We start from the raw sequence: 18,367 nt of genomic DNA, 5'->3' as shown, positions 1-18,367 counted from the left end.
CTATATTTCCTTCGGGCCTTTTTGAACGCTGCGGATAAAGAGCACCCCGGTATTGCAGGCGATCTCTATCGTACGTCCATAATTGCCACCCGTGTCCTCCGCGATCAGCGGAATGTTCAATGCGTCCAATGCTAGTTTGCAGGATTCCACATTACGAGGCCCGATCCTCATGGTGTCACTCCCCCCGGAAAATGCGAACATCTGCGAGCCTCCGGCCATCTTGGCCACAATCCGGCTCCGGACCGCCCCTAGCGCCAGCAGGCGGGATAAAAGCTCAGGAACAGCGGTATCGGCAAACTTGGCAATATTCATCTGTCCTTCCCGGGCAATATCTGACGAGGGCAGCATGACATGTGCCATACCTGCAAGTCTTTTGCCGGGATCAAACAGTGTCAGGCCAACACAGGAACCAAGACCGGTCGTACGGATAAGACTGTCCTGGCTGCCAATGTTAAGATCCGCCATGCCTACTTTAATAATGCTCTGTTCTTCAATCATTATCAAACGGTACTCCTAATGCCTTAAATATTTTGGGGAATGATTCGGGATCGGGAATAAGGAAAAATTGCCCTTCAATCTCATTTTGGCCTTCCAGGAACGTCGTATCGATCAGTAGCGCATCATCACCCATCTGACCGAACTGCAGCAGCCCGTATCCAAGAATCGCACCGGCCATATCCATAGCAAGCGCTGGTACTGTCGGATACATGGAGAGTGAGGTGAAGTCAGCCAATGATGAAAGGTAGGAACCGGCAAGGATATTGCCGATTTCGCTCAGTGCGGATAACTCCATTTCACTGAGCTCTTCACCGCCTGAGATCTCAATTCCGGCAATCCGGCTTAGCAGATTGGTCGCTGCTTCCGGAGAGAGAATGAAGAACAGATTGCCAGGAGCTTCACCTTCTACACGGAGGAAAACAGCATACACCAATTCTTCAGCTCCGCCGACCTTATCGGTAATCTCCTCAAAACTGAGAAGCTGTACCTTAGGTACAGCCATATCAATCGGCTTATTAAGCAGCTGTGACAACGCGGTGGCGGCGTTGCCGGCTCCAATATTCCCGACTTCTTTCAGCACATCCATTTTGAAGTCCTTGAAGTTTTTGAATAGCTCCACTGGCTAGCCCTCCAGGCTTTCCAGTTGCACGATTTCGCCCTTGTTCAGAACTTCGGACAAGTTAAGCATAATCAGCAGACGGTCTTCTCCAATTTTGGCCACCCCGTCCAGATACTTCGCTTTGATCCCACCTACAACATCCGGTGGTGTATCAATAATGTCACGGTTGAGATCAATAACATCATTCGCAGAATCGACGATGAAGCCTACTTCCATCTCATTCACATTCACAATAATGATCCGGGTCTGGTCCGTATGCTCTGCTTCCTCAATACTGAAACGGCCGCGCAGATCAATTACAGGTATAACTACACCGCGCAGATTGATTACACCTTTGATAAACGAGTAGGTCTTGGGGACGCGGGTAATGGGCATCATACGCTCGATAGTCTGGACTTTCTCCACTTCAATGCCGTATTCTTCAGTGCCAAGCTTAAAAACTATGACTTTGATATCTTCAGCCATGGAATGAACCTCCCTGTTCTATCCTGATTATTTAATAAAAGCATTCGGATCAATAATAAGTGCAACTTGTCCATCACCAAGAATAGTGGCTCCGGAAATCCCTTGAACATCAGGCAGATACTTGCCGAGATTCTTGATGACAATCTCATTCTGCCCGATAAAGTCTTGAACCGCCAAGGCAACCAGACGTTCTCCCTTACGTACAACCACAATCTCTGTTTCCTCTTCGGTGCTTTCATCATAGTCCGGAATAGAGAAGATCTTGCTCAGTGAAACGAGCGGAATGTGGCTGCCCCGGAATTCCAGCATTTTGTTGCCGTGAATGGTACGGATCTGGGACTGTTTCACAATACCTGTCTCTACTATAGATGAGAGCGGAATTGCATATTTCTCTGAACCCAGACGAATCAGCATGGCTGCGATGATCGACAGTGTCAGCGGAAGCTGAACGGAGAAGTTCGTTCCTTTACCCGGTGTAGAGTAAATGGTGACGTTGCCGCCCAGTGAGGAGATCTTTGCTTTGACTACATCCAGACCGACCCCGCGGCCCGATACATCAGAGATTACCTCTGCTGTACTGAAGCCCGGAGCAAACAGAAGCTGATACGCTTCATCATCAGACATTGCATTGGCCTGCTCCTGGGTAATGGCGCCCTTCTTAACAGCAGACCCCAGAATCTTCTTCGGATAGATGCCTCTGCCATCCTCTTCAATCTCAATAAAGACATGGTTGCCGCTATGGAAAGCCCGGAGGTGGACGGTCCCTGTCTCCGGCTTGCCGGCAGCGACACGGTCCGCTATGGACTCAATACCGTGGTCTACTGCATTACGCAGCAAATGCACAAGTGGATCACCAATCTCGTCAATTACAGTACGGTCCAGCTCTGTTTCAGCACCGGTAACGATCAGATCAACTTTCTTGTCAAGCGATTTAGCGAGATCGCGCACCATCCGCGGGAACCGGTTAAATACGGTATCCACCGGTACCATGCGCAGCTTCATCACTATATTCTGCAGATCCCCGCTGACCCGGCCCATATGTTCAACCGTTTCGGTAAGATCCCCGTTCTGCACTTCGGAAGCCAGCTGTTCCAGACGAACGCGGTCTATAAGCAGCTCACTGAACAGATTCATGAGTACATCCAGACGCTCGATGTCCACACGGATCGTACGCGAAGGAGAAGGCGCTCCGCCAGCTCTGGCCGGTGCTGCCTTATTCTCTTCCTTGCCATGTGCGGAAGCAGCCGGTGAAGCGTTAGAGGCAGCAGGAGCAGCCTCCGCCGCAGGAGCCGGGGCAGGCGCTTCTGCGGTAGCTGCAACACTTTCCTGTCCCATCTGACGCAGGGATTCCTGATCAAGCGCTACGGCTGTAACCGTATCGATCTCCGACAAATTCAGAATCATCTTCTGAATTTCACTGGCATCCTTTTGGGTTATGTAGTAGAGGGAGAATCCGTAATCGAATTTCTCCTGCTCTATGTCCTGAACCGAAGGGAAGGACTTAACCACTTCTCCTGAACGCTCCAGAAGGTCGAAGACCATATAAGCACGCACTGCCTTAAGCTGACAGTCCTTGCGGATAGCAACATCAACATACAGCACTTGATGGCCTTCCTGCAGCGACTGCTCCAGCACAGAGTACTGGAATTCATCCAGAAACACCTGGGCATCCGTGGCATTGCCAGCAGCAGCCGCAGTAACTTCTGCAGCAGCTCCACCAGCAGCGGGAACCTCTCCCCGGACAATAGCCTGGAGGGAAGATACAATTGCCGATACATCAGCCTTCCCCTCTCCCCCGGCTGTGATGTCCTCCACCATGGATTCCAGAGCATCAATACTCTTGAACAGGGTGTCAAAAATGAAATCCTGCATCCGAAGTTTATTGTTACGCACCAGATCAAGCACATTCTCCATTTGGTGCGTAAGCGAAGCCAAATCCTCAAAACCCATTGTAGCCGCCATACCTTTCAAGGTATGGGCAGAGCGGAAAATCACCTGGACAATACTCAGATCTTCAGGATTTGCTTCCAGCCCCATCATGCTTTCGTTCAATGACTGCAGATGATCATTTGACTCATCAATAAACATGGATAAATATTGGTTCATGTCCACTAACGAGCACCTCCCCTTCGAGTTCGCTTTTCCTTTATTTAACGGCTTGCACCAGCCTTGGAGCAATTTCTTGCAAAGGCAGGATATGTTTCACGCACTGTAGCTCCACTGCAGACCGCGGCATTCCGTAAACGACACAGGTCTCTTCACTCTCGGCAAAGGTTGACGTCACACCCGAGTCATAGAGTGCCTTCATCATTCGGGCCCCGTCGCTGCCCATCCCGGTCATAATGACCGCATGACGTTCAAGCGAAGTAAGCTGCAGTACCGATTCGAACAGTGTATCTACAGAAGGCCTATGTCCGTTGCGGGCTTCTTCCTTGGTAAGCTCAATCACATATTGGCCGCCGGCCGCCAGAGCAACCTTCAGATGATATCCGCCAGGAGCTATATACGCAGCCCCCTGCCTCAGAACCATGCCATGCTCCGCTTCAGCAACCTCCAGCGCGCTGAAGGTATTCAGCCGCTGAGCCAGCGATTTGGTGAAATTAGGCGGCATATGCTGAACAATGACAATCGGTGCCGGAAAATTACCGGGGATGTTCTCCAGGAACGCCTTGAGCGCCCGCGGACCGCCGGTAGAGCATCCTACCGCCACCAGCTTGCGCAGGCCCCTATTTCCGTTAACAGGGCCTGCCTGCGCAACAGGAGGATCAAAGAAGCCTCCTGCAGCCGTCTCAGCGGCAGCAGCCCGCAGATCGGGCAATGCTGCTCCCGTATCCCCTTGAGTCCGGCTTCTGAAGCGTTCGGATGCAGGTGGTGGCACTGTTGGAGCCGGCTTGCCCGGCCGCTTCGTAACTTCACTGACCGGGCCTTTCACTGGAGGGATCTTGTCTGCCGGCAGCTCCTGAGGGGCTCTGCCCTTCGGCATCAGCGCACTCTGAGCCGGCTTGCGCAAGGAGTCCGTTTCTTTCTTAAGCGGCTCTGCCTTACGTTTCAATGGTTCTATGACCGTGCGCGGAGCAGCAGGCGGCGCTGGCAGAACGTGCTGATCAGGAGGCAGCAGTTCAGGGGCCTTGTAAGCAGAAGCGCGTGCTTCACGCTGTTCGCGCGCCAGCATGGCTTCCTTCATCTGCTCGCGGAGTGATTCCCCCACTGCGATAATATCCTGGGAGTTTGAAATGGACGGCTTTCGGATGAAATCGAAAGCCCCCCATTCCAAAGCCAGAATGGTTTCCTTCATCCCCTCCTCATTAATCCCCGACAGCATAATGACTGGCAGCGGACGCTGGGCCATTATTATTTTCAGCGCCTCCAGACCATTCATTTCCGGCATTTCCACATCCATGGTTACCAGATCCGGACGAAGCTCGTTCACCTTCTCAATAGCTTCACGGCCGTTGGACGCCGTTGCTGTTACCTGAAAGTCAGGATCGTTTTCAATTAAATCGGAAATGATTTTACGCATAAAAGCAGAATCATCAACGACCAAAACCTTGTATGGCCTCATAGCATTTCCACCTCTGTCCCTCAAATTCAGAACAATTATTTGTTTCGTTTCAACCACTTGCTGATAAATCCCTTGATGCCCTGTACTTTAGCGGTTTCTACTGAATCAACAGCCAGATAGCTCAGCGCAAGCCGGTGCACATCTTTAGCTGCTATACTGTTCGGAAAAGCCACTGAGAATGGAATTTGTTTCTTCACTGCCTGAACTACATGGGGATCACTGCTTATATAGCCCAGAAACGGGAGTTCGAGCTGCAGAAACCGGCTGGCGGCCATGCGGATTTTATCACTGGTCACTCTTGCTTCCCGTTCATCCCCCGCCTGGTTGACAATCAGCCGGAATGAAACCTCAGGATGCGAGTTATGAACAACTTTCATCAGCGCGTATGCATCCGTAATCGCGGTAGGCTCAGGCGTCGTTACAACCAGACAGTCATCTGCAGAAGTGATAAACTTCATCGTTTCCTTCGACAATCCAGCCCCTGTGTCAAAGAGTATAAAGTCCATCGTGTCGGCAATTTGCGCAATCTGAGCGGTAAAGTAGTCCAGATCAGCTTCTGAGAGTGAGAATAGCTCATCCATTCCGGAACCGCCAGCGATAAAAGGTAAGGATTCCGGACCCAGCTGAATGATCTGTCCGATATCGGCTTCCCGCTTAAGCAGATGGTACAGATTGTATTTCGCTGACACGCCCATAAGCACGTCTATGTTAGCCATGCCGATATCGGCATCGAACAACAGAACTCTCCGCCCCAGGGATTTCAGTGCAAGCGCAAAGTTAAGGGTGAAATTCGACTTTCCGACTCCCCCCTTTCCGCTGCATACGGTAATGATCCGGGCAGAGACTCCGCTGCCGGTGAGCTGCCTAGAATCCTGGGTGGATACTAACCGTCTTAAAGCTTGCGCCTGATCCATCACTCGCCCCCTGTTCCCAGCAGCATTCCGGTAATCTGCTCTCTGGTAGCCATCAGAAGATCATCAGGAACATTCTGGCCATTCGTAATATAAGAGAGCTTTAGCGGAAAATCATTCAGAACATTGAAGAGCGGGCCATAGCTGCCTGTTTCATCCAGCTTCGTGAAAATAACCTTATCCAGCGGGTATCTGCCAAAGTGCTCAGCGATCTTTTTCATGTCGCGGCTTTTTGAGGTCAGGCTAAGCACCAGGAAGGTTTCGCTTTTGAGCTCCTTGGCAAGCAGGCTCTGCAGTTCGGCCACCAGCATTTCATTGCGGTAGTTCCGGCCTGCAGTATCCATAAGTATCAGATCACAGCCCTCCAGGCGGAACATGGCTCTTTGCAGATCCCCGGGCGACTGGACAACCTCCAGCGGCATATTCAAAATGGATGCGTATGTTCTAAGCTGCTCGACCGCTGAAATCCGGTAGGTGTCCGAGGTAATCAGGCCCACTTTGCGGCCCTGCTTAAACAGCTGCTCCGCCGCCAGCTTGGCAATGGTCGTTGTCTTGCCTACACCTGTAGGTCCGGCAATGTATACGATCTTTGTATCGGGAGCAATTCCTTTGCCGATGCGTCCAGCCAGGAATTCACCGATTTGCTCTTCCAATGCTTCACCGAAGCGGTCCGCCCTCCAGCCGCTGCCTTCTCCCCGGTAGCGCTCCAGAACATTTCCAATCCATTCATCCACAAGTACTGCGTCTGTCTCCTGATCAATCAGACGGCTTTTGAGCACTTCCAGTGCGTCCGGCAATTCAGCTGCCCCGGAGGAATAACGCGCGATACGCTCCATCCAGTGCTTCATATCCCTGATTTCACGAAGGACATCGCTCTCTTGTGCAGGAACACCGCCAGGGGCAGGCTCTTCGGCGACAAGGGAATCATAGATTGCCGAGAGAGATTTGCGGCCCTCCTCCGGATTTGGAACCGGCTGCGGCTCTTTAGCGGGTGCAACCGCCGTAATGTCCGGCTCCTCTGTCTTAGATAGTGCCTCCATCACCGCTACGCCTCCGCCGCCCTGATCACCAGGATCAGAAAGTGCAGCGGCAATCTCGGCAAATGAGCGGGCTGATGTTGGAGCAGATGCTGAAGCCGCCTTTTGGTAAGCTTGCGGAACAGCGCTTCGTGGTATATTCATCGGTTGAGCAGGTACTTTCTCGGGCACGGCCGGCTTCTGGGCATTCTCAACGGCTGCCACGACTTCGATTTTCTTCTTGGTGAACATGCCCATAAATCCGCCGACTTTAACCTCTTTGGTGCTTAAAATGACGGCGTCGCTTCCAAGTTCGCTGCGGATGGAATGCATGGCGTCAGGCATCGTATCGACCACATAACGCTTCACTCTCATAAATTCACCACCCCAACGCTTTGAATTTCAATATTTGGCTCGAGCTCGCTGTAAGACAACACCGGAATATCCTGCATCGTCCGTTCAATCACCTGCCGCAGGTACATTCTAATGGTAGGAGATGTCAAGACGATCGGCTGCTGTCCGGATTGCAAGAGACGGTTGATCTGCTCCGTAAGCCGCTGATAGACGGTTTGAGTGGAAACAGGATCAAGTGCCAAATAGCTGCCTTGCTCTGTCTGCTGAACACTTTCGGTAATCTTCTTTTCAAGTGTGGGACCTACTGTAATTACACGCAATGTTTCACCCGATTGTGAGAATTGCTGTGTAATCTGCCTGGACAGGGACTGCCGGACATATTCCGTTAGAATATCAGGGTCCTTGGTGTATGTGCCATAATCCGCCAGAGTCTCGAAGATCGTTACCAGATCCCGGATGGAAATCTTCTCACGGAGCAGCTTGCCAAGGACTTTCTGAATATCACCAACCGCCAGTATGGAAGGAATGAGTTCGTCCACCAGAACGGGATAGTTCTCCCTGAGATTATCGACCAGCTGTTTGGTCTCCTGACGTCCCAGCAGCTCATGACCGTGACGTTTGATTAGCTCTGTCAAATGTGTGGCCACAACCGAAGGGGGATCCACTACCGTATAACCGGATAACTCCGCCCGTTCTTTAACAGATTCATCAATCCATAATGCAGGTAATCCAAACGATGGTTCGATAGTCTCAATCCCGCTAATCGACTCGTCATCATAACCGGGACTCATGGCAAGATAGTGATTAAGTAATAATTCACCGCCGCCAACGTTATTTCCTTTAATTTTGATGACATATTCATTCGGTTTTAGTTGAATATTGTCGCGAATACGAATAACCGGCACGACTAGACCCATCTCAAGCGCACATTGCCGTCGAATCATGATGATACGGTCGAGCAGATCGCCGCCCTGTCCCGTATCTGCCAAAGGGATCAGGCCATAGCCGAATTCGAACTCGATCGGGTCAACCGTCAGCAGATTAATGACACTTTCGGGGCTGCGCACTTCTTCAATCTGCTTCTCCTCTACCAGCTGTTCATCGGCAATCTGCTGCCTGCTGGCCTTCTGGCCCATGCTGTAGGCCGCATAAGCCATCAGACCCGCCAGAGGCAATGTAGACATCACCGTGATCGGGGTGAAGAAACCCAGAAAAGCAATGGTCACTGCTACAATATAGAGAAGCTTCGGATAAGACAGCAATTGTCCAGTCAAATCTTCAGCCAGATTGCCTTCCGAAGCCGCCCGGGTTACGATCAGTCCGGAAGCGGTGGAAATAAGCAGTGCCGGAATCTGGCTGACCAAGCCATCCCCGATCGTCAGTATGGAGTAGGTCGAAAGTGCATCCTGGAAGGACATTCCGTGAATTGTCATCCCGATAATAAAGCCGCCGATCAGATTGATCAGCAGGATGATAATACTTGCAATGGCGTCACCTTTAACGAATTTACTCGCACCATCCATGGCTCCGAAGAAATCCGCTTCGCGCTCAACATTACGCCGGCGTTCGCGCGCCTGCTGCTCATTGATCATCCCTGCATTCAGATCCGCATCGATACTCATCTGTTTACCGGGCATCGCATCCAGTGTAAAGCGCGCCCCCACCTCGGCAACGCGCTCAGAGCCTTTGGTGATAACAATGAACTGCACAACAACCAGAATCAGGAAGACGATGAAACCTATAGCGATTTGTCCACCTGCAATCCAGCTTCCGAATGTAGCTACCACTTCACCGGCATGACCATCACCAAGAATCAGTTTGGTGGTGGAGATATTCAAGGCTAACCGGAACAGTGTAGTGATCAAGAGTAATGAAGGGAAAATCGAGAACTGCAGCGGATCTTTCGTATTCATTGCGACCAATATAATGGTCAGGGCTATTGAGATATTGACAATTAACAGTACATCCAGAAGCCAGACAGGGATGGGCAGAATCATCATAAGCACAATGCCGATAACGCCCAGTAGAACTGTTAGATCTCTAGCTTTCAATGTCCTTAACCTCCCCCGGCTTATCTCCTCTTACCTTTAAGCTTGTATACATAGGCCAGCACTTCGGCAACAGCCTGGAACAAATCGGCCGGAACCACATCACCGATTTCCGCTCTCTGGAATAGCGCCCGTGCCAGCGGCTTATTCTCCATAGTCACAACACCATGCTCCTTGGCCAGCTCCCGGATACGAAGCGCCACATAATCCTGGCCCTTGGCTATAATCTGCGGAGCCTCCATTTTGGAACCGTCATACTTCAGGGCAACCGCAAAGTGGGTCGGGTTCGTGATGATAACATCGGCCTTAGGGACCTCCTGCATCATCCGCTGCATCGCCATTCTGCGCTGACGTTCCCTGATTTTACCTTTAATGATGGGGTCGCCCTCCATCTTTTTGTACTCGTCCTTGATGTCCTGCTTGGACATTTTCAGACTTTTCTCATGCTCGTATTTCTGATAAATATAGTCCAGAACGGCCATGATAAAAAGAGCCGCCGCAATCTTGATGCCCAGGCTCATGGTCAGCTTCGCAGCGAAGCCGAACACACTTTCAGCGCTAACACGTGCGAGGGAAGCAAAGCTCTCCTTCTCCCCCCAGAGCGTGCTGTAGACCAGATAGGCTATCAGCACCAGCTTGAAGATCGACTTGAGAAACTCTACAAACGAACGCATGGAGAAAATATTCTTGAAGCCTTTGATCGGATTAATCTTCTCGAACTTGGGTGTAATCCCTGCACCGCTAGCCATGAATCCCACCTGCGCGAAGTTGGCCACAAGCGCCAGAAGGAAGGTGATGCCCAGCAGGGGAGCCAGCAGAATCAGAATCTGCAGCCCGTACTGGTTGAAGAGCTTGGAGATATTCTCCGCTGTTACTTCCATCATCATCCGGTTCTGAAACACATCTGTGAACAGCTTGACAAAGCGTTCTTTCATGAAACCGCCGAAAATGCTCAGCGACAACAATGCCGAGAACAGCACCACTGCGCCGGACATCTCCGCGCTCTTGGCTACCTGCCCTTTCTTGCGGGCGTCCTGCCGTTTCTTCGGGGTGGCCTTCTCAGTCTTATCTCCCCCGAACAGCTGAAGATTTAATTTATATCGTTTTGGCTTAGCCATGACACTCTCTCCTTACCGTTACCTAAGGACTCTTCCCCACGAGGCCAAGTAAGTTATGCATGGACTCAAACATAATGTCGAAGAGATTCTGGAACAGCACAGCCAGCCCCGGCATCAGTATAAGAAGTAGCGCCAGACCTACAATGATTTTGAGCGGAACCCCGATGACGAACACATTATATTGCGGAGCGGTTCTCGCCAGGAAGGCCAGACCCACATCCGTTAAGAATAGTGCTGTAACCAGCGGCGCCGACATTTGAAAGGCCAGCATGAAGGATTGTGCGAAGGTGCGTATCAGGAATTCCGACAAGCTTCCGTCGATCATTTTGAGGAACAGGTCATTGTCGATAGGCACCCATTTATAACTGTAAACAATGGCATCCAGCAAATAGTGATGTCCGTTCATCGTCAGAAACAGCAGCAGCGCAATCATATACTTGAAGTTACCGATAATAGGGGCTGATGCGCCAGTCATCGGGTCAATTACATTGGCGATACCAAACCCGATCTGAATATCGATAAAAGAACCCGCCGTCTGAATCGTCATAAACATCAGATACGCGACAAAGCCAAGCAGCAGTCCGATTAAAGCTTCTCTGACGATCAGCAGAATAAAATTCAGATCCTGCGGAACGGTGATGTTCATCCCGCCTGAGCTGAAGATAACCATGGAAACAAAAAAAGACAAACCAATTTTGAATGTTGTCGGCACACTTTGCGAAGAAAAGACAGGAACGACAACAAAAAAAGCAGTAATTCGACAAAAAATCAGCAGAAAGACAGGAAAACTTTGCAGCAGGGTCTCTATATTCATAATCTCAACCGATATACATGTAGAGGCTGCCCAAAATTTGACTGGTGAAATCCACCAGCTTCGTTATAATCCACGGACCGAATAGCAGTAATGCGAGCAGTACGGCAACGATTTTGGGAACAAACGCCAGGGTTTGCTCCTGAATCTGGGTTGTGGCTTGAAATATACTGACGATCAGTCCTACCACCAGACCAAGAATCAGCATGGGTGCGCTGGTTTCCAGCACCAAATATACGGCTTGGCCGGCTAGACCGATAATAAAATCCGCATTCATCCCTTACGCCTCCTCTTAAGGGTCAGGTGTTAAAACTTAGCAGCAGTGATTTGACTACTAGGTACCAGCCGTCCACTAGTACAAAGAGCATAATTTTGAAAGGCAAGGATATCATGACCGGCGGCAGCATCATCATCCCCATGGCCATAAGCGTACTGGATACTACGATATCAATAATGAGAAAGGGTATAAAAATCATAAAGCCCATCATAAATGCTTTTTTCATCTCACCAATCGCAAACGCCGGTACCATAACTGTCAAAGGGATATCATTGTAGCTGGCCGGTTTGACCGTTGAATTGTTGCCGGTATAGTTCATGAACAGCAGCAGGTCCTTGGTATTGGTCTGCTTGAACATAAATTCCTTCAGCGGTTCCTGCGCTTTATTGAGCGCCTCGCTCTGGGTCAGCGTGCCTTTCATATACGGCTGTAAGGCCGTTTCATTCACTGTTGCCAGTGTCGGTGACATAATAAACAGTGTCAGGAACAGAGCCAGTCCCACAAGCACCTGGTTTGGGGGCATTTGCTGCGTACCGAGCGAAGTTCTTACGAACCCCAGTACGATCACTATCCGGGTAAAGCTTGTCATTAACACCAGAAATGAAGGAGCTATGCTCAGAACCGTTACCAGCAGCAGTATGGAAATTGAACTCGTGCCACCGCTTGCAGTATCGTTATCACCGACCTGAATACTAATGTTGGGAATAGGATCCGCGTGAACCGGATGCAGAAGAACAATACTGAATATACCTAGAAGCAGTAACGAAAGAATCAGCTTTTTTTTCATAAATCCCTCGACTCATTCTTAAGGTCATCATCACGCAGCAGCTCTTCGAGCTTCTCTTTACGCTCAGGCGCAAGCGCAAGCTTGGACTGCAGCGTCTCATAGAAAGACGAAGTCTCATTAAGTTCAATTTCCTGGGACGGGACTTCACCGCGCAGCTTTGATTTGATTTTGGCGATAAGCGGTGTAATAAAGTTGTCAGTGCCTGACGTTTGATCTTCGAATGCGGAAATGATTAAAGCAACTTCTGCCGGATCGGTGATTTTATCCATCATGGATATATTCTCACCCACTCCGATAAGATAGAGGCTGCTGCCGAGTTCGATGATCTGAATCGACTTATTCGGACCGAGCCCCATCGCACCAAGTGTACGGATGGAACGGCCGCTCATCAATGTCTGATTGCGGCGTCCCAGAAAACGGATCAGCAGCACGATAAGAATGACAATTACTGCAAGAACAAAAACAACTTTGAGCAAATTCAGCAGGGCATTACTACCGTCTCCGAGCGTTCCGGAATTGGCTAACATACCTGATTCCTACACACCCAACGTTTTATTGATAGCTTCAATTACACGGTCAGCCTGGAAAGGCTTAACGATAAAGTCCTTCGCTCCGGCTTGAATTGCATCAATGACCATAGCCTGCTGACCCATGGCTGAACACATGATGACTTTGGCATTGGCATCTACTTTTTTGATTTCTTTTAGGGCGGCGATTCCGTCCATTTCAGGCATGGTGATATCCATCGTGATCAGATCCGGACGCAGTTCCTTAAATTTCTCTATAGCCTGTGAACCGTCCTGGGCTTCACCCACTACCTCAAATCCGTTCTTCGACAAAATGTCCCGGATCATCATTCTCATAAATGCTGCATCGTCCACGATTAGAATTCGGTTAGCCATTTTTACAAAATCCTCCCTAAGTATGCTTATTGTAATTTTTGTATACGGTCCCACTGGCTGACGATATCCGTAACGCGGACACCGAAGTTTTCGTCTATAACTACGACTTCCCCTTTGGCAATGAGCTTGTTGTTAACCAGAATGTCAACAGGCTCGCCCGCCAGTTTGTCCAGTTCGATAATCGAACCTTGCGACATTTCCAGAATATCTTTGATCTGCTTCTGGGTCCTTCCTAATTCTACGGTCACTCTCAGTGGTATGTCCATCAATAAATTTAAATTATTTTCGTCAATATTGCCAAAAGCCCCTGCACTGAGGTTAGCAAATTGTACCGGCTGCACATTCACATTGCGATTAGGTGCAGAATTCTGCGGCGGCGCCTGCGGATATGGCATTCCTTGAGGCGGCATTCCGTAAGGCGGCATACCCGGCATTCCATAGGCTGGCATACCGGCCGGAGGATAATAATAGCCACCTTCAGGCATTCCCGGATATGGCGGCATCCCCTGCGGCGGATATTGAGGAGGGATCCCTCCAGGGTCAGGTGCCGGCATCTGCTGCTGTACCGGAGGTGCTGCCGGAGCAGGTTCTGGTGCGGCGGCGGGTTTGGGAGGTGTTGCGGTCGACGTAACGGCCGCTTCCTGGTCAGCCTGGCTGACATCGCCCAATAGCATGGTCACCATGTCTTTGGCGAACGGTACCGGTAACAGCTGCATAATCGTGGAATCGATCAAATCGCCGATCTTCAGCCGGAACGAAATCTGGATTAATGTTTCATCATCCGGCAGGCTTCCAACCCCTTCTCCACTGGACATATTTAGAATATCGATGCCTGGAGGAGAAATATTGACGAATCTGTTAAATATAGTCGACATGGAAGTAGCGGATGAGCCCATCATCTGATTCATGGCTTCCTGCACGGCGCTGATATGAATTTCATTCAATTCCTCGTCTTTGGGTTCTCCTTCACCGCCAAGCATTAAATCGGCAATGACCTGTGCATCCCTGATCTTGATGACCAGTGAATTGATCCCTTGGAAACCGTCCACATACTGTACATGAACTGCGACATGGGGTTTAGGAAATGCATCCTCGAATTCACTGCGGGTAATAATCGATACCTTTGGAGTCGTGATATCAACCTTTTTGCCGAGCAGAGTAGATAGCGCAGTCGCTGCACTGCCAAATGTGATATTACCGATCTCTCCCAGCGCATCCTGTTCAAAAGGTGTTAAATAATCATCCACTGTCTTCGGCGAGGGAGCCAGGTTACCTTCCGCAGACTGTCTAAGAAGAGCATCTATCTCTTCTTGGGACAAATAATCTTTACTCGTCAAACTCTTCAACCCCTTCGCTGACAATCTCGTCTATTTGCACAGCCACTCGTTCTTTGATTATCCCAGGACTTCCGATGAATTTCAGCTTGTCCCCTACCTTGATTGACAGTCCGGAATCCACAGTCTTGTTAAGAGAAATCACGTCGCCGACACTGAGCCCGAGAAATTCAGCAATGGATAACCTCGATTCACCCAGCTCTGCTACTATCGGAAGCTGAGCCCGGTGAACTCTTGCCCGGATGGCTTCAAGCTCAACCTCATCCCGCACCTTCTTCTCGGATACAAACCACTGGTGAACAGACAGCCTCGACATAATCGGCTCAAGAACAACGTGAGGGATACAGAGGTTGATCATCCCGGTGGTATCTCCAATTTTGGTGCTGAGGGAGATAAGGGCAATCGTTTCATTTGGCGATACAATTTGCATAAACTGCGGATTCGTTTCCAGTGCTTCCATCCGTGGATGGATGTCCAGAACTGTCTTCCAGGCTTCCTGCAGACTTTCGAAACATCTGCTGAAAATCCTCTCCATAATTGTCGTTTCGATTTCAGTCAGGGCGTTAATCTTCGAAGGTGCTATACCAAATCCGCCAAGCAGTCTGTCCAGCATGGCAAAGGCAATGTTCGGATGCACCTCCATAACCATCCGGCCCTCTAGAGGTTCGGCTTCAAAAATATTCAGTATCGTCATTTTGGGAATGGAGCGGATAAACTCATCATAAGGGAGCTGCTCTACTTGAACGACACTGATTTGTACAAAAGTGCGCAATTGGGCCGAAAAGTACGTTGTCAGGTAGCGGGCAAAGTTATCATGGATCCGGGTAAGACTGCGGATATGATCTTTGGAGAAGCGTACAGCCCGTTTGAAATCGTAAGAGCGGATTTTTTTCTGGGTTTCTTCTTTTTTCAGTTCGTCGGCATCCATTTCACCGGATGAGAGTGCAGCAAGCAGAGCATCAATTTCATTTTGTGATAGTACATCAACCAATTTCAATCACCCCCCCATCAAAGAATTATCCCGTCAGCAGTTACATTGGTGCCAAGATGAATTTGGTGAATTCTATCTGGGTAATCGTGCCTTCAGTCAAATTCTTATTGATTATGTTCACCAGCTTGCTGCTGAATTGATCTTTGCCGCTGGCCCCGTTTAATTCCTCAGGCCGGGCATCGGCAATTGCTTTGATAATAAGCGGTGTAATTTTAATAGCTTTTATCTTTTCGAATTCTTCCTTGGACTTCGCTGAATCTAGCTGAAACGCGATGTCAACTGAAAGGATATAATCGGGATCGGCAAGATTAGTTTTGATATCAGTGATTACCGCCGTCAAGGCGACGATTTCATCCGCGCTTAGTCTCTTAGCTTCCACGTTCTGGACAGCCTGGTTCACATCATTCGCATCACTGGGGAAAAACCTGTCCATTAGTAAAAATGCGGCTACTACAATGAGCGTAATCGCCAGTAAAATCGTAATGAGCCATGGCATCATCTTCTTCATGAAAGCTCCTCCATCGATTGGACTTTAATGGTGGCAGCATGTGTGCCTATGTCCCTGTTGTATTCCTTGATCTTCTCAATGACTTCATCAGCCTTTTCAAGCACAATCAGCCTTTTGCCGGTTACAAGCGTGATATACGTATCCGGGGATTCCTCAACCATTTCAACCAGCAGGGCATTTAACCACATCGCCGCCCCATTCAATCTTGTTACCGAAATCATAACAGGCCTCCTAACAAAATAGGGGGAGGAGTCCCCCCCACGACTATAATAACGATACCGCCACAGGCGAAAAGTTATTATTATACAGCAAGCTTATGGCTAACCCTCATATTCCCAAAAACTTAACGCTTGAGGTTAACTACTTCCTGGAGTACTTCATCTGAAGTTGTAATAATACGTGAGTTCGCCTGGAAACCACGTTGTGACACGATCATCTCCGTGAACTCGTTCGTCAGATCGACGTTAGACATTTCCAGCTGGCCGGCAACAATTGAGCCTGTTCCCACTTCAGCATTGTTGGCAGTAGTCGGTTCCAGTGCTCCCTCTGCGTTGGCATTCAATGTCATCCGGTACAGATTGCCGCCGATTTTCTCAAGACCTTGCGGGTTGCTAACTTTGGCAACGGCGATTTGAACCCCTTGTTCAGTCGTCCCGTCAGCCATCGTCTGAATAATCGTACCGTCACTCGAGATAGAGAATGCGGTAGCCTCTTCAGGCAATTGAATGGATTCCCCATCAACACTCACGACATGAAGACCATCGGAAGTAATGAGATTACGGTTAGAATCCACATGGAAATCTCCTGCGCGCGTAAGGAAAGGCGTCTCCTGATCACCCGTGAGTTTTACCAGGAAGAATCCGTCTCCGTCAATCCGCAGATCCGTCGGATTATTGGTTGTCATTGCACTGCCTGCCAAATGCATTGTGTCCACAGAACCAATGCTTACCCCTAACCCGATCTGTTTGGCATTAACCCCGCCTTGTCCGCCTTCAACAGGTGCCGTAACACCGGATACCGTCTGGCTCATGATGTCCTTGAACATTACGCGGCCTGATTTGAAGCCGATGGTGTTGACATTGGCAATATTATTACCGATAACGTCCAGCTTGGTCTGGAACCCGCGCATACCTGATACTCCTGAATACATAGATCTTAACATTGTTTATCGTCCTCCCAGATATAGAGTCTTTCAGACTCTTAATTGTTAGAATATTGGAAATTGGAGTGATGTCCGCGTCAGTCGGTCGGCGGCCATTTCGGCTCTCCAGTTAGGACCAGCCGGTTCAAGAAATGATTACTGCACTGTCAATCTGTGTGAATACGTTATCTTTCATCGAATTGCCGTCCATAGCCGTAACTACAGTACGGTTCGCAACACTTACGATTAACGCCATATCTTTCATCAGGATCAGCGATTCTTTGCTGCCCTTGGCCGCTGCCTTGTCTACCGCAGACGAGATTTGATCCAATTGGCGGCTGCCAAGCTCAATTCCCCGCTGCTCAAGCCGCTTTGCCGCATGATTGCTGAACTTCAGCATATTTTTCTGCAGCACGCTCTCAAAAGAAGCTTCAGAGCTTACTGAACTCTTGGCTGACTGCTGACGCTGAAGCGTTGAAGGGTGTACACTCGCCGGATACAGTTGGCCTATTGTCAGTCTGTCGCTCATGTGGTCCCCCCGCTCTCCCCGCCGCCCGTCGGAGTATCACTGCCCGCTGCCGGTTCAGCAGAAGGATTCTGAATTTGTGTGATATCTGGTAAGGCGATCCGCTCACTGCCTACAACCGCGTACTGTACACCGCTGCTCACAACAATGGATTCTACATTGCCTGATTTCGGTAATTTGGTTTGGGCATCCATCCAAGTGACATCTTTGCCAATCAGACCGGATACAGAACCTAGTGACTGATTCAGTGCCGTAAGCTGGGTGGAAATGTTCATTAACTGTTCGACAGATGAGAACTGGGCCATCTGGGCGATAAATTCCTTATCCTCCATCGGCTGCATAGGGTCCTGATTCTGCAGCTGGGTAATCAATATTTTAAGAAATTGATCCTTGCCCAGTGTCGAGCTGCCTGTTGTCTTGGTAGTTGAACTATCCGATACATAATTCCATGAGTTACTGCCAGAAACGGGATTCGTTGTTGCCATTTCATTTCACCTCG

21 protein-coding genes are annotated in these 18,367 nt (G+C 49.6%); all 21 read right to left on the bottom strand.

The window, feature by feature from the left end:
- On the bottom strand, nt 1-498 hold the full coding sequence (locus MKX70_RS19545) for a chemotaxis protein CheD (RefSeq protein WP_340785426.1): 498 nt from the start codon (nt 496-498) through the stop codon (nt 1-3).
- The gene (locus tag MKX70_RS19540; protein ID WP_216626453.1) at nt 491-1,084 is read right to left on the bottom strand and encodes a chemotaxis protein CheC; all 594 of its coding nucleotides are present in this window, start codon (nt 1,082-1,084) and stop codon (nt 491-493) included. The genes MKX70_RS19545 and MKX70_RS19540 overlap by 8 nt, the downstream gene beginning before the upstream one ends.
- A 36-nt stretch (nt 1,085-1,120) precedes the next feature.
- Complete coding sequence (locus MKX70_RS19535; RefSeq protein WP_039295214.1) at nt 1,121-1,582, bottom strand: chemotaxis protein CheW; 462 nt, start codon at nt 1,580-1,582, stop codon at nt 1,121-1,123.
- Between the two features lie 27 nt (nt 1,583-1,609).
- On the bottom strand, nt 1,610-3,694 hold the full coding sequence (locus MKX70_RS19530) for a chemotaxis protein CheA (RefSeq protein WP_340840527.1): 2,085 nt from the start codon (nt 3,692-3,694) through the stop codon (nt 1,610-1,612).
- Between the two features lie 34 nt (nt 3,695-3,728).
- Nucleotides 3,729-5,144 (bottom strand): protein-glutamate methylesterase/protein-glutamine glutaminase, encoded by a 1,416-nt coding sequence (locus MKX70_RS19525; RefSeq protein ID WP_340785419.1) that lies wholly within the window; start codon nt 5,142-5,144, stop codon nt 3,729-3,731.
- A gap of 35 nt (nt 5,145-5,179) precedes the next feature.
- Nucleotides 5,180-6,061, bottom strand: coding sequence for a MinD/ParA family protein (locus MKX70_RS19520; RefSeq protein WP_042237128.1), 882 nt, complete (start codon nt 6,059-6,061; stop codon nt 5,180-5,182).
- Nucleotides 6,058-7,446 (bottom strand): flagellar biosynthesis protein FlhF, encoded by a 1,389-nt coding sequence (flhF, locus tag MKX70_RS19515; protein WP_340840526.1) that lies wholly within the window; start codon nt 7,444-7,446, stop codon nt 6,058-6,060. Before flhF ends, MKX70_RS19520 begins: the two co-directional genes overlap by 4 nt.
- A complete protein-coding gene (gene flhA / locus MKX70_RS19510; protein ID WP_371916295.1) occupies nt 7,443-9,425 on the bottom strand; it encodes a flagellar biosynthesis protein FlhA in 1,983 nt (660 codons plus the stop codon). The genes flhF and flhA overlap by 4 nt, the downstream gene beginning before the upstream one ends.
- A gap of 71 nt (nt 9,426-9,496) precedes the next feature.
- Entirely contained in the window at nt 9,497-10,591 is a 1,095-nt protein-coding gene (gene flhB, locus MKX70_RS19505; protein ID WP_039295197.1) for a flagellar biosynthesis protein FlhB, read from the bottom strand.
- A gap of 22 nt (nt 10,592-10,613) precedes the next feature.
- Complete coding sequence (gene fliR / locus MKX70_RS19500; RefSeq protein WP_042237133.1) at nt 10,614-11,405, bottom strand: flagellar biosynthetic protein FliR; 792 nt, start codon at nt 11,403-11,405, stop codon at nt 10,614-10,616.
- Nucleotides 11,406-11,409: 4 nt separating this feature from the next.
- A complete protein-coding gene (fliQ, locus tag MKX70_RS19495; protein WP_042237135.1) occupies nt 11,410-11,679 on the bottom strand; it encodes a flagellar biosynthesis protein FliQ in 270 nt (89 codons plus the stop codon).
- A 22-nt stretch (nt 11,680-11,701) separates the two neighbouring features.
- Nucleotides 11,702-12,466: a flagellar type III secretion system pore protein FliP gene (fliP, locus tag MKX70_RS19490; protein ID WP_340840525.1), complete on the bottom strand. Its 765-nt coding sequence runs from the start codon at nt 12,464-12,466 to the stop codon at nt 11,702-11,704.
- Nucleotides 12,463-12,993 (bottom strand): flagellar biosynthetic protein FliO, encoded by a 531-nt coding sequence (locus MKX70_RS19485; RefSeq protein WP_340785413.1) that lies wholly within the window; start codon nt 12,991-12,993, stop codon nt 12,463-12,465. The genes fliP and MKX70_RS19485 overlap by 4 nt, the downstream gene beginning before the upstream one ends.
- Nucleotides 12,994-13,002: 9 nt before the next feature.
- Entirely contained in the window at nt 13,003-13,368 is a 366-nt protein-coding gene (locus MKX70_RS19480; RefSeq protein WP_019910416.1) for a response regulator, read from the bottom strand.
- Nucleotides 13,369-13,394: 26 nt separating this feature from the next.
- A complete protein-coding gene (fliY, locus tag MKX70_RS19475; protein WP_042237137.1) occupies nt 13,395-14,705 on the bottom strand; it encodes a flagellar motor switch phosphatase FliY in 1,311 nt (436 codons plus the stop codon).
- Nucleotides 14,695-15,693, bottom strand: a complete 999-nt coding sequence (gene fliM / locus MKX70_RS19470; RefSeq protein WP_042237139.1) for a flagellar motor switch protein FliM — start codon at nt 15,691-15,693, stop codon at nt 14,695-14,697. The genes fliY and fliM overlap by 11 nt, the downstream gene beginning before the upstream one ends.
- A gap of 40 nt (nt 15,694-15,733) precedes the next feature.
- A complete protein-coding gene (locus MKX70_RS19465) occupies nt 15,734-16,201 on the bottom strand; it encodes a flagellar basal body-associated FliL family protein (RefSeq protein WP_042237140.1) in 468 nt (155 codons plus the stop codon).
- Nucleotides 16,198-16,422: a flagellar FlbD family protein gene (locus MKX70_RS19460; protein WP_039295177.1), complete on the bottom strand. Its 225-nt coding sequence runs from the start codon at nt 16,420-16,422 to the stop codon at nt 16,198-16,200. The genes MKX70_RS19465 and MKX70_RS19460 overlap by 4 nt, the downstream gene beginning before the upstream one ends.
- 122 nt (nt 16,423-16,544) lie before the next feature.
- Entirely contained in the window at nt 16,545-17,363 is an 819-nt protein-coding gene (flgG, locus tag MKX70_RS19455) for a flagellar basal body rod protein FlgG (RefSeq protein ID WP_340785366.1), read from the bottom strand.
- Between the two features lie 124 nt (nt 17,364-17,487).
- Entirely contained in the window at nt 17,488-17,871 is a 384-nt protein-coding gene (locus MKX70_RS19450; RefSeq protein ID WP_042214883.1) for a TIGR02530 family flagellar biosynthesis protein, read from the bottom strand.
- Nucleotides 17,868-18,353, bottom strand: coding sequence for a flagellar hook assembly protein FlgD (gene flgD, locus MKX70_RS19445; RefSeq protein WP_340785360.1), 486 nt, complete (start codon nt 18,351-18,353; stop codon nt 17,868-17,870). The genes MKX70_RS19450 and flgD overlap by 4 nt, the downstream gene beginning before the upstream one ends.
- Between the last annotated feature and the right edge of the window lie 14 nt (nt 18,354-18,367).

Source organism: Paenibacillus sp. FSL R7-0312 (assembly GCF_038004445.1).
Lineage (GTDB): Bacteria > Bacillota > Bacilli > Paenibacillales > Paenibacillaceae > Paenibacillus_AQ.
Note: the sequence above shows the minus strand (reverse complement) of the source record. Positions and strands in the feature narration are given on the sequence as shown.

Coding starts and splice junctions, on each gene's coding strand:
- MKX70_RS19545 (WP_340785426.1), bottom strand. CDS start 498: ATGATTGAAGAACAGAGCATTATTAAAGTAGGCATGGCGGATCTTAAC.
- MKX70_RS19540 (WP_216626453.1), bottom strand. CDS start 1,084: ATGGATGTGCTGAAAGAAGTCGGGAATATTGGAGCCGGCAACGCCGCC.
- MKX70_RS19535 (WP_039295214.1), bottom strand. CDS start 1,582: ATGGCTGAAGATATCAAAGTCATAGTTTTTAAGCTTGGCACTGAAGAA.
- MKX70_RS19525 (WP_340785419.1), bottom strand. CDS start 5,144: ATGAGGCCATACAAGGTTTTGGTCGTTGATGATTCTGCTTTTATGCGT.
- flhF (WP_340840526.1), bottom strand. CDS start 7,446: ATGAGAGTGAAGCGTTATGTGGTCGATACGATGCCTGACGCCATGCAT.
- flhA (WP_371916295.1), bottom strand. CDS start 9,425: ATGATGATTCTGCCCATCCCTGTCTGGCTTCTGGATGTACTGTTAATT.
- flhB (WP_039295197.1), bottom strand. CDS start 10,591: ATGGCTAAGCCAAAACGATATAAATTAAATCTTCAGCTGTTCGGGGGA.
- fliR (WP_042237133.1), bottom strand. CDS start 11,405: ATGAATATAGAGACCCTGCTGCAAAGTTTTCCTGTCTTTCTGCTGATT.
- fliQ (WP_042237135.1), bottom strand. CDS start 11,679: ATGAATGCGGATTTTATTATCGGTCTAGCCGGCCAAGCCGTATATTTG.
- fliP (WP_340840525.1), bottom strand. CDS start 12,466: ATGAAAAAAAAGCTGATTCTTTCGTTACTGCTTCTAGGTATATTCAGT.
- MKX70_RS19485 (WP_340785413.1), bottom strand. CDS start 12,993: ATGTTAGCCAATTCCGGAACGCTCGGAGACGGTAGTAATGCCCTGCTG.
- MKX70_RS19480 (WP_019910416.1), bottom strand. CDS start 13,368: ATGGCTAACCGAATTCTAATCGTGGACGATGCAGCATTTATGAGAATG.
- MKX70_RS19465 (WP_042237140.1), bottom strand. CDS start 16,201: ATGAAGAAGATGATGCCATGGCTCATTACGATTTTACTGGCGATTACG.
- MKX70_RS19460 (WP_039295177.1), bottom strand. CDS start 16,422: ATGATTTCGGTAACAAGATTGAATGGGGCGGCGATGTGGTTAAATGCC.
- flgG (WP_340785366.1), bottom strand. CDS start 17,363: ATGTTAAGATCTATGTATTCAGGAGTATCAGGTATGCGCGGGTTCCAG.
- MKX70_RS19450 (WP_042214883.1), bottom strand. CDS start 17,871: ATGAGCGACAGACTGACAATAGGCCAACTGTATCCGGCGAGTGTACAC.
- flgD (WP_340785360.1), bottom strand. CDS start 18,353: ATGGCAACAACGAATCCCGTTTCTGGCAGTAACTCATGGAATTATGTA.